The sequence below is a fragment of the Streptomyces sp. NPDC005263 genome (assembly GCF_042872365.1).
Taxonomy (GTDB): domain Bacteria; phylum Actinomycetota; class Actinomycetes; order Streptomycetales; family Streptomycetaceae; genus Streptomyces.
This window is the reverse complement of sequence record NZ_JBIAKJ010000002.1, coordinates 71,834-84,756: the sequence shown is the minus strand read 5'-3', so window position 1 is coordinate 84,756 and position 12,923 is coordinate 71,834. Positions and strand designations below refer to the sequence as shown.

At 70.7% G+C, this 12,923-nt stretch carries 11 protein-coding genes; 3 read left to right on the top strand and 8 right to left on the bottom strand.

Features of this window, described 5'->3' with window-relative positions; translation table 11 throughout:
* Nucleotides 1-121: 121 nt before the first annotated feature.
* The gene (locus tag ACFYRY_RS07745; protein WP_389141285.1) at nt 122-424 is read left to right on the top strand and encodes a hypothetical protein; all 303 of its coding nucleotides are present in this window, start codon (nt 122-124) and stop codon (nt 422-424) included.
* 28 nt (nt 425-452) lie between these two features.
* On the opposite strand, the gene ACFYRY_RS07740 is transcribed toward ACFYRY_RS07745, so the two are convergent.
* Complete coding sequence (locus ACFYRY_RS07740; protein ID WP_389141283.1) at nt 453-2,000, bottom strand: MFS transporter; 1,548 nt, start codon at nt 1,998-2,000, stop codon at nt 453-455.
* A gap of 78 nt (nt 2,001-2,078) precedes the next feature.
* Nucleotides 2,079-3,407: a DUF445 domain-containing protein gene (locus tag ACFYRY_RS07735; RefSeq protein WP_389141281.1), complete on the bottom strand. Its 1,329-nt coding sequence runs from the start codon at nt 3,405-3,407 to the stop codon at nt 2,079-2,081.
* A 279-nt stretch (nt 3,408-3,686) separates the two neighbouring features.
* Here ACFYRY_RS07735 and ACFYRY_RS07730 point away from each other — a divergent pair, with 279 nt between their 5' ends.
* On the top strand, nt 3,687-5,027 hold the full coding sequence (locus ACFYRY_RS07730) for an SGNH/GDSL hydrolase family protein (RefSeq protein ID WP_389141279.1): 1,341 nt from the start codon (nt 3,687-3,689) through the stop codon (nt 5,025-5,027).
* Nucleotides 5,028-5,357: 330 nt separating this feature from the next.
* Here ACFYRY_RS07730 and ACFYRY_RS07725 read toward each other — a convergent pair whose 3' ends face one another.
* The 4 genes from ACFYRY_RS07725 to ACFYRY_RS07710 all read right to left on the bottom strand — a co-directional run bounded on the left by ACFYRY_RS07725 (nt 5,358) and on the right by ACFYRY_RS07710 (nt 8,975).
* Complete coding sequence (locus tag ACFYRY_RS07725; protein WP_389141277.1) at nt 5,358-6,176, bottom strand: DUF1707 domain-containing protein; 819 nt, start codon at nt 6,174-6,176, stop codon at nt 5,358-5,360.
* 122 nt (nt 6,177-6,298) lie between these two features.
* Entirely contained in the window at nt 6,299-7,348 is a 1,050-nt protein-coding gene (locus ACFYRY_RS07720) for an ATP-binding cassette domain-containing protein (protein WP_389141275.1), read from the bottom strand.
* A gap of 6 nt (nt 7,349-7,354) precedes the next feature.
* On the bottom strand, nt 7,355-8,119 hold the full coding sequence (locus ACFYRY_RS07715) for an ABC transporter permease (RefSeq protein ID WP_389143633.1): 765 nt from the start codon (nt 8,117-8,119) through the stop codon (nt 7,355-7,357).
* A gap of 49 nt (nt 8,120-8,168) precedes the next feature.
* Complete coding sequence (locus ACFYRY_RS07710) at nt 8,169-8,975, bottom strand: ABC transporter permease (RefSeq protein ID WP_389141273.1); 807 nt, start codon at nt 8,973-8,975, stop codon at nt 8,169-8,171.
* Nucleotides 8,976-9,458: 483 nt separating this feature from the next.
* On the opposite strand from ACFYRY_RS07710, the gene ACFYRY_RS07705 reads away from it, so the two are divergent.
* Nucleotides 9,459-12,008, top strand: coding sequence for a transglycosylase domain-containing protein (locus ACFYRY_RS07705; protein ID WP_389141271.1), 2,550 nt, complete (start codon nt 9,459-9,461; stop codon nt 12,006-12,008).
* A gap of 107 nt (nt 12,009-12,115) precedes the next feature.
* On the opposite strand, the gene ACFYRY_RS07700 is transcribed toward ACFYRY_RS07705, so the two are convergent.
* On the bottom strand, nt 12,116-12,472 hold the full coding sequence (locus ACFYRY_RS07700) for a co-chaperone GroES (protein WP_356769291.1): 357 nt from the start codon (nt 12,470-12,472) through the stop codon (nt 12,116-12,118).
* 54 nt (nt 12,473-12,526) lie between these two features.
* On the bottom strand, nt 12,527-12,856 hold the full coding sequence (locus ACFYRY_RS07695; protein WP_389141269.1) for a DUF3618 domain-containing protein: 330 nt from the start codon (nt 12,854-12,856) through the stop codon (nt 12,527-12,529).
* Between the last annotated feature and the right edge of the window lie 67 nt (nt 12,857-12,923).

Sequence of the window (12,923 nt, the reverse complement as noted above, 5' to 3'; positions counted from 1 at the left end):
TCCCGGCCCTGGACTGCCGCCCGGACTCGGTGGCGGCAGCCCGTTCGATGCGCCCGGTGGGCCGAGAGTTAGTCTCGGGGTTCGGTAATGGGCCAGTTCCGCAGGTGAGCAGGAGGCAGGCATGGCGAAGGTTCCCAGCGCGGTGGTCGCGGCGAGCGGGATCGTCGGCGGGTACGGCGTTGCCCGGTGGACCAGGAAGCGGCAGCTGGGCGGTGCCGTGCTGGTCGTCGCCGGGGCCACGGCCGCGCAGCAGTGGCGGGAGCGGGCCGGCGGGAAGGCCGCGGGCGCGCTGACGGCGGCGTACGTCGCCGCCTTCGCCGGGTCCCACCCCCTGGCCAAGAAGGTGGGCGCCTGGCCTGCCGTGTTCGGGATGGCGGGCGCGGTGGCCCTGGCGTCGTGGGCGGTCGCCGACCGCAACGGCTGAGCGGCGGCGACAGCCCCCGTACCCCCCTCTACGCGGTGGCCGACCGCGGCCCCGACCCTGAAGCCCCTTCGCTCGACGCCGCCGACGCCCCCGACTTGGACGGTGCCGCCGAGGTCCCCGAGGACTCCTCCGCCGTCAGCGGTGTGGCGATGTCCTCCAGGGAGCGGCGTTCCGCGCTCACCGCGAGGACCGCCGCGACCAGGCCGGCCAGGCACATCAGGGCCGCGCCGACCTGGAAGGCGAGGACCGTGTCGCCGACCTTGCCGGTGCCGGTGAGCTCGGCGAACAGCAGGGGGCCGCTGATGCCGCCTGCGGCGGTGCCGATGGCGTAGAAGAAGGCGATGGACATCGCGCGGGTCTCCATCGGGAAGACCTCGGAGACCGTGAGGTAGGCGCTGGAGGCGCCCGCGGAGGCGAAGAACAGCACCGCGCACCAGCAGGCCGTCAGGGTGGTCGCGCTCAGCGAGCCGCGGTCGAACAGCCAGGCCGTGCCGAACAGGAGCAGGCCGGACAGGAGGTACGTGGAGGAGATCATCACCTTGCGGCCGACCGTGTCGAACAGCTTCCCGAGCAGCAGCGGGCCGAAGAAGTTGCCGACGGCGATGACGGCGAAGTAGTAGCCGGTGTCGCCGGTCGGAACGTCGTAGAACGTGGTGAGGATGGCGCCGAAGCCGAAGGTGATCGCGTTGTACAGGAACGCCTGGCCGATGAAGAGGGCGAAGCCGAGGACGGCCCGCCTGCGGTAGTCGGAGAAGACGGTGCGGCCGATCTCCACGAAGCTGACGCTGCGGCGCTGGTGAATGGTGATCTCACCCTCGGGCCGCGTGAGGGGTTCGCCCTGCTCGGCCTCGATCCGACGCTCGATCGAGGACACGATCCGTTCGGCCTCCTCGTCACGGCCGTGGATCAGCAGCCAGCGCGGGCTCTCCGGCACGTGGCGGCGGACGACGAGGATCACCAGGGCGAGGACGGAGCCCAGCGCGAAGGTCAGCCGCCAGCCGACGTTCGCCGCGAAGAAGTCCGTGTTCAGCGCGAGGATCGACAGCAGCGAACCGCCGACCGCGCCCAGCCAGAAGCTGCCGTTGATCATCAGGTCGACCCGGCCGCGGTACTTCGCCGGGATCAGCTCGTCGATCGCGGAGTTGATGGCCGCGTACTCGCCGCCGATGCCGAAGCCGGTCAGGAAGCGGAAGGTGAGGAACCACCAGGTGTCGAAGGACACCGAGGTGAGCGCGGTGGCCGCCAGGTACACCGCGAGGGTGATCATGAACAGCTTCTTGCGGCCCCACTTGTCGGTGAGGCGGCCCCAGAAGAGGGCGCCCAGGCAGGCCCCCGCCACATAGAGCGCGGCGGCGATACCGGTGACCTGGCCGGAGCTGATCGGCAGGCCGCTGCCGGGCTCGGAGAGGCGGCCGGCGATGTTGCCGACGACCGTGACTTCGAGACCGTCGAGGATCCACACGGTCCCCAGGCCGATGACGATGGTCCAGTGCCAGCGCGACCACGGGAGGCGGTCGAGGCGGGCGGGGATGTTGCTGGTGATCGTTCGGCCGGTCGCGGCCTGCGCGGTGGTCATGGGCCCCCTCCTCATCGAGCGAGAACGTCCGCCCTCATCGGGCGAGAGCGTCCCGTCGAGTGCCCGCAACCAGCGCGCCTACGCTCCCAGCGCCCGCGACACCGTGAAGATCAACAGGCCCGCGAGCGAGCCGACCACGGTGCCGTTGATCCGGATGAACTGGAGGTCACGGCCGATGTTCGCCTCGATCTTGCGGGTGGTGTGCTCGGGGTCCCAGCCGGCCACCGTGTCGGTGATCAGGGAGGTGATCTCCTTGCGGTAGGTGGTGACGACGTAGACAGCCGCGCCCTCGACCCAGCCGTCGACCTTGCCCTGGACCTTCGGGTCGGCGGCCATGCGGGACCCCAGGGACAGCAGGGAGGCCCGCACCCGCAGCCGCAGCTCGCTGCGTTCGTCCTCGGCGGCCGAGACGATCATGGAACGGACGGCGGTCCACGCGGAGGCGATCAGGTCCTGGACCTCACCGCGGTCCAGCACCTCGCCCTTGAGCCGCTCCACCCGCGCGCGGGTGTCCGTGTCGGACTGGAGGTCGGAGGCGAAGTCGCTGAGGAAGCGGTCCAGGGCGCCGCGGGCCGGGTGGGTGGGCATGTCCCGCATCTCCGCGCAGAAGCGCAGCAGCTCCTTGTAGACCCGCTCGCCGACCCTCTTGTCGACGAACCTGGGGGTCCAGCCGGGCGCCCCGCCCTGTACGGCGTCCATCACGGAGTCGCTGTGCAGCACCAGCCAGTCGTGTGCCCGGGCGACGACCAGGTCGACGGCCCGGCGGTGGGCCCCGTCGGCGACGACCCGCTCCAGCATCTTGCCGATGCCGGGCGCGATCTCCTGCGCGTCGGCCCGGCGGGTGATCGCCTCGCTGACCACGGCCTGGACGTCCGTGTCGCGCAGGACGGTCAGGGCGCCCCGCATCGCCGCGGACAGCTCCGCCGTGACCCGGTCCGCGTGCTCGGGCTGGGCCAGCCAGGTGCCGAGCCGGCTGCCGATGCCGACGGCCCGCAGGCGCTGCCGTACGACGTCCTCGGAGAGGAAGTTCTCGCCGACGAACTCGCCGAGCGTGACGCCCAGCTGGTCCTTCTTCTTGGGGATGATCGCGGTGTGCGGGATGGGCACGCCGAGCGGGTGGCGGAAGAGGGCGGTGACCGCGAACCAGTCGGCGAGCGCGCCGACCATGCCGGCCTCGGCGGCCGCGGTGACATAGGACGCCCAGGTGCCGGCGCCCTCGTTCGAGGCCCACTTGGCGAGGACGTACACCACCGCCACGAACAGCAGCAGTCCGGTCGCGGTGAGTTTCATGCGGCGCACGCCGCGCTGCTTCTCCGCGTCGGCCTCACTGAACGTGTTCATGGCGCGGGCGGCCGCGGCGGGCACCCCGCGAACGTCCGAAGCGGGGGCGGCACCGTTCCCGGTCATCGTCGTCCGGGTGTCTCGCCCCACCTCGAATGACCCGTTTTCGATAGATTTTGTCCGTTCCATCTACTCCACCCGTTCGTGATCTCCTGCACACATTGTCCCTTCCTGACCGACTCCCGGAACGAAACAAGAGTTCCCAGCGTCTGTCGGACGGGGGATCTCACGGAGAACTCCGCGGCCCAAAGGGGGGTCCCGTTCATCTACCCCTGACCTCATGACGCATCATGAGGTGATCACACCGGAGCCTGGGGCTCCCATCTCAAGGAGACACACAACCGCATGACCAAGCGTCACGGTTATGCGCTGCTCAGCACGATCACCGCTCTGATCGTCGTCCTGTCCGCGGCCATATACGTCGGGTTCGCCTCCGATCACGGCAGCGGCGAGAGCAGCAACAACACCCTTTCCGGCGCTCGCGCCCCGCACAACTCCGCCGCCCCGGCGTCCACCGGCGTCTGGGTCGGCACCTGGTCCGCCTCGCCCGTCGGCGGGGAGCCCGGCACCGAGATCACCGGCATGGCCGGCCGCTCGGTACGCAACGTCGTCCACACGACCGTCGGCGGTACGAGTGCCCGTATCACGCTGTCCAATCTCTACGGCCAGGCACCGCTGACCATCACACACGCCACCATCGCCGTCGCGGCGGGCAACGGCACCGCCGAGGCGGCCGCGGAGACCATGCGGCGCCTGACCTTCGGCGGCAACACCGTCGTCGTGGTACCGGCCGGACAGCAGGTGCTGAGCGACACCGTCGCGATCCGCGTCCCGGCGTACAGCGACATCCTGGTCACCACCTACTCCCCCACGGCGTCCGGCCCGGTCACCTACCACCCGCGCGCCCGCCAGACCTCCTACGCCGCGGTGGGCGACCGCACCGAGGACGTGACCGGCACCGCGTACACCGCGCGGACCGAGTACTGGCGCTACCTGACCGCGCTGGACGTGCTCAGCGACGAGGCCCAGGGCACCGTCGTGGCCTTCGGGGACTCGCTCACCGACGGCGTCGGCTCCACCGAGAACAGCAACCACCGCTGGCCCAACCTGCTGTCCGACCGGCTGCGCGCGGCGAGCGAGACAGACGGGGACGCGCCCCGCTACAGCGTCGTCAACCAGGGCATCGGCGGCAACCAGGTCCTCGCCGACGGCCTCGGCCGCCCCGCCGAGAACCAGGCCGGCGTGAGCCGCTTCGCCCGGGACGTGCTCGGCCGGACGAACGTCAAGGTCGTCGTCGTGGACCTCGGCATCAACGACATACTGCGCAACCCCCACCTGGCCGACCCGAACGCCGTCCTCAACGGTCTGCGCACCCTGGTCCGCCAGGCCCACGCCCGCGGCATCAAGGTCGTCGGCGCCACCCTGATGCCGTTCGGCGGCCACCGCGGCTACTCCACCGCCCGCGAGAACGTCCGCCAGGCGATCAACGCCCAGATCCGCGCGGGCCACGTCTACGACACCGTCGTCGACTTCGACAAGGTCGTGCAGGACCCCTACGACCCGCGCAGGTTCCGCCCCGAGTACGACTCGGGCGACCACCTCCACCCCAGCGACAAGGGGTACGAGCGGATGGCGGCAGCGTTCGACCTGGACTCCCTGAAGGGGTCGGCACCGGCGCGGCTCTAGGGCCTGTCGTTTGGATCAGGTCGCAGGAAACTGACGGTGCTGGTCGATGCCGGTGAGCGGGGTCTGGTGCGTGCAGCTGCAAGGCGGAGGAGGGCGTCGACGCGATGGGGGTCCCCCCGCGCGAGCGCAGCCGAGCGTGGGGGAGTCGGCAACCGACGACAACGCGGGTGGGGGCCCCTCCCGCTCGAGCGAAGCCGAGAGTGGGGGAGTGCGTGCCAGACCCCGCGTCTGCGGCCTGATCCAAACGACAGGCCCTAGGTCAGCCGAGCAGTTCAGACGCGAGTACCGGCCGGTGACCGGTACTCGCCCGTAAGCGGCGCCCGCCCGCGGTCAGTACTCGCGGTCGCGGCGCCGGTCCCGTTCCTGCCGGCGCTCCCGCTGCCGCTCGCGCCTCAGGTCGTGATGGCCGTCCAGCATCCTGCGGTGGGCCTCGTGGATGTCCTCGCGGTGCGACTCCCTGAGTTCCCGCCGGGACTGCCTGCGCTCCACCTTCTCCTGACGGCGCTCCTCCTTCAGGCGCTGCCGCTCCGCCCGGGTGACCTTGCGCTCCACACCGACTCCGCCCCAGAAGGCGAAGCCCGTCACGATCACCCGCGGGGCACCCGGATCGCCCGGCACACCCTCCTCACGGTGGTCGAAGCCGCCCATGACGCCGATCCCGCGCACCACGACCTCGACGCCGGGCGGCACGATCACCTGCATCCCGCCCATGATCGCGACGCAGTTGATCTCGACCTCACCGGCCGCGAAGTCCGCCTCCCGCAGATCGATCTCGCCGCCGCCCCAGAACGCGAAGGCCGTGAACCGCCTCGGCACCGTCCAGCGGCCCTTGCGCTGGAAGCCCGACATGACGGCGACCGCCCACGTCGACGACCCCTCGCGACCGGTGATCCGGCCCGCCCAACTCCCGCTCGCCGCAGGGCCCTTGGTCATCGACACCTGAGGTGCGGGCCCGGCGGGCGCGGCGGACGGCAGGTCCCGGGTGATCGGCGCGAGTTCGCCGTAGGTGCGGGCCCGGTACGTCGCGTCCAGACGCTCCTCGAACTCCTCCATGTCGAGACGCCCCTCCGCGAGGGCGTCCCGCAGAACCTCGGCGACTCGTTCACGATCGGCATCGGAGGCGCGCAGCTCCGGAGCTTCCTCGGTCATGGCCAGCAGCCTACGAGGTGTCGGCGCCGGGCACTATGCGATCGCGCGGGGCGCTAGGGGGTGTCCGCAAAGTCGCGTCGTCCGCCCGAAGGGCGGGCGACGCGGGACTTTGCGGACACCCCCTAGAGGGCCGCCGGTTCGGGCGGGGGCCCCGGGACGTCCCCGGACGAACGCAGCATCTTCGCGATCACGGCCTCGATGTCCGGCTCCCGCACCGACAGGTCCACCAGCGGGTACTGAGCCGCGATCCCCGCGACGAGCTCGGCCGCCGACTCCGACGCCGGGAAGGCCAGCCACTGCCGGGGCCCCTCCACCTTCACCACCCGCGCGGGCGGCGGCGCGTCGATCGGCGGCAGCTCCCGCTCCAGGTCCACCACCAGCATCCGCTCGCTCTCCCCCGCCTCGTGCAGCCCGGCCAGCGCGCCGTCGTACATCAGCCGCCCGTGGTCGATGACCATCACCCGCGAGCACAACTGCTCGATGTCCTGGAGGTCGTGCGTGGTCAACAGCACCGTCGTACCGCGCTCGGTGTTCACCTCCCGCAGGAACTCCCGCACCCTGGCCTTGGATACGACGTCCAGACCGATCGTCGGCTCGTCCAGGTACAGCACCTCCGGATCGTGCAGCAGGGCCGCCGCGATGTCGCCGCGCATCCGCTGCCCCAGCGAGAGCTGACGCACCGGCACGTCCAACAGGTCGGCCAGACCGAGGAGTTCGACGAGCCGGTCCAGGTTCTCCCGGTAACGGCCGTCGGGGATGCGGTACATGCGGTGCATCAGCCGGTACGAGTCGATCAGCGGAAGGTCCCACCACAGCGTCGTACGCTGCCCGAACACCACCCCGATCCGGTGCGCCAGCCGGGTCCGCTCCCGCGACGGGTCGATGCCGGCGACCCGCAGCCGTCCGCCGCTCGGCGTCAGGATGCCGGTCAGCATCTTGATGGTCGTCGACTTCCCGGCACCGTTCGGGCCGATGTAACCGACCATCTCGCCGCGCGCCACGGAGAACGACAGCGAGTCCACCGCCCGCACCTGACGCCGCTCCCGCCGCATGAAGCCGGTCTTACGACGCACGTCGAAGACCTTCTCCAGCCCGTCCACCTCGATGAAGGCGGTGTCCCCCACGCCCGTACCGGTGCCCGCGTCCACATCCGTATCCGCATCCGTGTCCATCAGTCCTCAGCTTCCCGTGCTCCGATACGACCGCAGCCCCGCCCGCCAGGCCAGCCCGGCGAGCGCGCAGCACGCCACCGCCACCAGCGGCGGCGTGAACGCCACCCACTGCGGCAGCCCCAGCGGATACGGCCGCCCCAGCACATAGGTGCCGGGCACCCAGTTGACGAAGGCGAGCGGCAACACGAACGTCACCCCACGCACCAGCTCCGTCGCGAACAGGGTCGGCGGATACTGCAGCATCGTCGTACCGCCGTACGTGAACGCGTTCTGCACCTCCGCCGCGTCCTGCGCCACGAACTGGAAGGCCGCGCCCGCCACGAACACCGCGCAGAAGATCGCGAACCCGCTGACCAGCATCACCGGCATCAGCAGTACCTTCAGCACCGTCCAGTCGATGTCCGCGCTGGTCAGCGCGTACCCCAGGACCAGCGCCCCTTGCAGGACCCGGCCCACGCGGCGCAGCGCGAAACGGTCGGCGGCCATCTGCGCGAGCGCGGGCGCGGGCCGCACCAGCAGCGTGTCCAGCGTGCCGTCACGCACCCGCTGCCCCAGCCGCTCGATCGAACCGACCGCCATGTCGGCGGCCCCGAACGTGGTGGAGGCCAGACCGTACAGGAAGGCGATCTCCGGCAGCGAGTAACCACCCAGCGCGTCCACCTGCGAGAACATCAGCACCAGCGCCACGAACTCCAGCGCGGTCGTCGCGAAGCTCCCGAACGTGGTCATGACGAAGGAGGCGCGGTACGCCATCGTGGAGCGGATCCACATCGCCGAGATCAGGCGGTACGCGCGCACCCCCTCGGTGAACCGGCCGAGCTCAACCACCCTGGACCACCACCCGCCGCGTCGCCACCGACTGCACCAACCGCCCGGCCGCCAGCAGCACCAGCGCCCACGTCCCCTGGAAGGCGAAGGTGCTCCACGGGTCGGCGTGCCCCAGCAGCACATCCGCCGGCGCCTGGAGCAGCGACGACCACGGCAGCACCCGTACGACCTCTCCCAAGACCCCCGGGAACACGTTCAGGGGCAGCATCATCCCGGAGCAGAACCACCCGAGGAGCCACGCCATCTGCACGACGCCGGTGCCGTCCATCAGCCAGAACGCGGTCAGCGCGACCAGGTACCGGATCGCGAAGCTGACCACCACCGCGAGCGCCACCGTGCCCAGGAACGCGGCCCAGAGCAGCGGATCCGAGGGCAGCGCCAGCCGGAAACACAGCGCCCCGACCACGAAGGGCGCCACCCCGCGCCCCAGCAGCTCGAAGCCCGCCCGCCCCAAGTCCGCCGACAGCCACCACAGTTGGAGGTCCACCGGCCGGTACAGGTCGATCGCCACATCCCCCGTGCGGATACGCTCCATCAGCTCGTTCTCGACACCCCCGCCACCGGACGCCACCGTCTTGAACAGCGACTGGCCGACCCACACATAGGTGAGCGCCTCCGCCAGGTCGTACCCGCCCAGCCCCGGCCGCTCGTCCCACAGAGCCGTGTACGTGAACACCATGATCAGCCCGAAGACGGTGTTGGTGAAAACCCCCGCCGCCGTGGCCGCCCGATAGGTCGCGTACCGCCGGAATGCCCCCGCCGCGACGGCCCCGTACAGCCGTGCCGAACCCACACCCACGGCCCTCCTCACCCGCCGGACACCGAAGCGCAGGAGCCTAGTAGGCGGACGACCGGGCGGGCGAGCCCTTTTCGGGCCGGTGACCTGGCCCGAGCACGCGACCGGCGCGCCCGACCCGGGTCAACTCCGCCGCGGATCCCGCCTGTTGGGCCACTCCAGCGCGGGCCGACTCCGGCACCCGCGGGCCGGACACCCCCGCGACCGTCACCGTCCGATACGTCGCGTATCGTCTGGAGCCGCGTCCCGACGGCCGCGCACCGCTCTCCCCGAACCCCCGCCCACGGTTCTCCTCACCCACGCCGGACACCGAAGCACGGCAGCCCGGTGCACGGAGGGACGGCCGGGCGGGCGGGCCATTTTCCGGGCGAGACGCGCGCCATATCCGGGAACGGAACGCCGGGTGCGAGAGTCTTCAGCAGGGGGCGCAGAAGGCGCACGAGGCGTACGGGAACGTAAGACGCGAAACAGGAGTCCGTGCACGACATGAGCGACGAGCCGCAGCCGCAGCAGCCGAAAAAGGGCTGGGCGCCGAGAGAGCCGGAAACGGCCGGAGTGCCCGCGGCCGAGGGGACCGCCGTGATGCCGGTGACCGTGGTACCCGCCGCCGAAGCGTCCACCGCGGAGGCGCGCGCGGCCGAAGGGCCCGCCGCCGAGTCGCCCGCCGCCGGGGCGTCCGCGGTAGAGGCGCCCACGGCCGAGGCGTCGGCCGGGAAGAAGTCCAAGCGGCCGGCGCGCACCGGCTGGCGGCGGATCATCCCGACCTGGCGCACCGTGCTCGGCACGTTCATCCTGGGCGTCCTGCTGCTGACCGGCCTGTTCTTCCTCGGCTACTCGATGGTCCAGATCCCGTCGGCCAACGCGTTCGCCATCAAGCAGAGCAACGTCTACCTCTACTCGGACGGCAGCCAGCTGGCCCGCGACGGCGAGGTCAACCGGGAGATCATCCCCCTCTCCCAGGTGTCCAAGGAGGCCCAGCACGCCGTGCTGGCCGCCGAGGACCGCGACTTCTACACCGAGTCCGCGATCGACCCCAAGGCGATGCTCCGCGCCGGCTGGAACACCGCCACCGGCAAGGGCAAGCAGTCCGGGTCCACGATCACCCAGCAGTACGTGAAGAACTACTACCTGGCCCAGGAGCAGACCGTCACCCGCAAGGTGAAGGAGTTCTTCATCGCGATCAAGCTGGACCGCACGGAGTCCAAGGACCAGATCCTCGAGGGCTACCTCAACACCAGCTACTTCGGCCGCAACGCCTACGGCATCCAGGCCGCCGCCCAGGCGTACTACGGCATCGACGCCTCCCAGCTGGACCCCGCCAAGGCCGCCTACCTCGCCGCACTGGTCAACGCGCCCAGCGAGTACGACGTCGTCGCCCACCCGGAGAACAAGCCGGCCGCCCAGGCCCGCTGGAACTACGTCCTGAACGGCATGGTCAAGAAGGGCTGGCTGGCCGAGTCGGAGCGGGCCCACCTCACCTTCCCCGCGCCGAAGAAGAAGACCGTCGCCATCGGCAAGTCCGGGCAGCGCGGCTACGCCATCGAAGCGGTCAACCAGTACCTCACCACGAACAAGATCATCAGCGCGGACGACCTGGAGGCGGGCGGCTACCGCATCACCACCACCCTGCAGAAGAGCAAGCAGGACGCCTTCGTCAAGGCCGTCGACGACCAGGTGATCTCCAAGCTCGACAAGAAGAACCGCAAGGTCGACAACTACGTCCGCGCCGCCGGCGCCTCCGTCGACCCCAAGACCGGCAAGGTCGTCGCCATGTACGGCGGCATCGACTTCGTCAAGCAGTTCACCAACGGCGTGACCCGACGCGACTTCCAGGTCGGCTCCACCTTCAAGCCGTTCGTGTTCACCTCCGCCGTCCAGAACCACTCCGAGACGCAGGACGGCCGCGTCATCAACCCGAACACGATCTACGACGGCACCAACAAACGCCCCGTCCAGGGCTGGAGCGGTGGCACGTACGCCCCGGAGAACGAGGACCAGGGCTCCTACGGCGACGTCACCGTGCGCGAGGCCACCGACAGGTCCATCAACGCGGTGTACGCCCAGATGGCCGTGGACGTCGGCTCCGACAAGGTCAAGCAGACCGCGATCGACCTGGGCATCCCCGCCACCACCCCCGAGCTGGTCGCCAGCCCCTCCGTCGCGCTCGGCGTGGCCCGGGCGAGCGTCCTCGACATGGCGGAGGCCTACGCCACCCTCGCCAACCACGGCCGGCACGGCACGTACACCCTGGTCGACAAGATCACCAAGGACAGCAAGAGCGAGGTCACGCTGCCGGAGAAGCAGACCAGCCAGGCAGTCAGCCGCGAGGCCGCCGACACCACGACGGCCGTCCTGCAGAGCGTCGTCGACAACGGCACCGCCTCCGCCGCCCAGGCCGCCGGCCGCCCCGCCGCGGCCAAGACCGGCACCGCCGAGGAGGACACCGCGGCCTGGTTCGCCGGCTACACCCCCGACCTCGCCACCGTCGTCTCCGTCATGGGCCAGGACCCGGTGACCGCCGCGCACAAGTCGCTGTACGGCGCGATGGGCCTGGATCGCGTCAACGGCGGCGGACCGCCCGGGGAGATCTGGGCGCAGTTCACCGAGCAGGCCCTCAAGGGCAAGCCGGTCACCGACTTCGACCTGCAGACCCAGCCGGGCTCCGACGAGTCCCAGGCCCCGAGCACCGAGGTCCCGGTAGACCCGACCACGGGCGGCCAGGACACCGGCGGCACCACGGACGGCACCACCAGCGACCCGAGCACCGGAACACCCAGCGGGGACCCGACCGGCACCGACCCCACCACGGACGGCGGCACCGACGGCACCACCGGCGACCCGAGCACGGGGACACCCGGCACCACCGGGGACCCGACCGGCGGCGACCCCACCACGGACGGCGGCGCCACCGACGGCGGCGCAACGGACGGCAGCAACGGCGGGGAGACCGACGCCGGCACCACGGAAGGCACCACGGACGGCAGCGGCGGGGACGCCGGCGGCACGACCGAGGGCACGACGGTCGGCGCGGGCTAGGCGCCCCCCGTGAGCTGAAAGGGGCTGGTGACCATGGTCACCAGCCCCTCTTCTTTCGAACCGCTGCTTTCGAATCGCTGCGTTCGAATCGCTGCTTCACAGGCGCATTACAGATACAGCCCCGTCGAGTCCTCGGACCCCTCGAACCGGTCGGCGGCCACCGCGTGCAGGTCACGCTCACGCATCAGCACATAGGCGACACCCCGCACCTCCACCTCGGCGCGGTCCTCCGGATCGAACAGAACCCGGTCGCCAGGCTCCACGGTCCGTACGTTCTGCCCCACAGCCACGACCTCGGCCCACGCCAGCCGACGACCGACGGCCGCGGTGGCCGGAATCAGGATCCCGCCACCGGAACGCCGCTCGCCCTCGCTGGTGTCCTGCCGCACGAGTACTCGGTCGTGCAGCATCCGGATGGGCAGCTTGTCGTTCAGGGTGCTGTGCTCTTTTCTCTTGGCGCTCACAGCACTGAACCTACCTGGCTTCTCCCGGCCCGTAAGCCGGTGGGTCGGCCTCGTTCAGCTCTGCCGCCGCCGGCTGCCCAGGACCAGCAGCCCCGCGAGCCCGACGACGACCAGCGCGACGGGAACGACCCGCTCCAGCCGAGGAGCACCCTCCTCGTCCACGAACTGGGACTTGACGTCACTCACGACCCGGTTGACCCCGACATAGGCCCGCCCCAGCGAGTGATCAATGTTCGACACGACCTTGGCCTTGGCGTCGCCCACGATCGTCTTCGGGTGCACCCGCACCCCGATCTCGTCGAGCGTCTCCGCCAGATTCTCGCGGCGGCGTTTGATGTCCGCCTCGATCTGCGCCGGGGTTCTGGTGTCCGACGTGTCCGCCACCGTAGGGCCTCCGAAGTCAGCTGATACCGGTTGCTGCTGCCTGTTGCTGCTGCCTGCTGATTGTTCT

What these genes read in the sequence shown, in the direction of transcription:
- ACFYRY_RS07705 (WP_389141271.1), top strand. Translation starts at nt 9,459, where the DNA reads ATGAGCGACGAGCCGCAGCCGCAGCAGCCGAAAAAGGGCTGGGCGCCG.
- ACFYRY_RS07730 (WP_389141279.1), top strand. Translation starts at nt 3,687, where the DNA reads ATGACCAAGCGTCACGGTTATGCGCTGCTCAGCACGATCACCGCTCTG.
- ACFYRY_RS07725 (WP_389141277.1), bottom strand. Translation starts at nt 6,176, where the DNA reads ATGACCGAGGAAGCTCCGGAGCTGCGCGCCTCCGATGCCGATCGTGAA.
- ACFYRY_RS07745 (WP_389141285.1), top strand. Translation starts at nt 122, where the DNA reads ATGGCGAAGGTTCCCAGCGCGGTGGTCGCGGCGAGCGGGATCGTCGGC.
- ACFYRY_RS07735 (WP_389141281.1), bottom strand. Translation starts at nt 3,407, where the DNA reads ATGACCGGGAACGGTGCCGCCCCCGCTTCGGACGTTCGCGGGGTGCCC.
- ACFYRY_RS07720 (WP_389141275.1), bottom strand. Translation starts at nt 7,348, where the DNA reads ATGGACACGGATGCGGATACGGATGTGGACGCGGGCACCGGTACGGGC.
- ACFYRY_RS07740 (WP_389141283.1), bottom strand. Translation starts at nt 2,000, where the DNA reads ATGACCACCGCGCAGGCCGCGACCGGCCGAACGATCACCAGCAACATC.
- ACFYRY_RS07715 (WP_389143633.1), bottom strand. Translation starts at nt 8,119, where the DNA reads ATGTGGATCCGCTCCACGATGGCGTACCGCGCCTCCTTCGTCATGACC.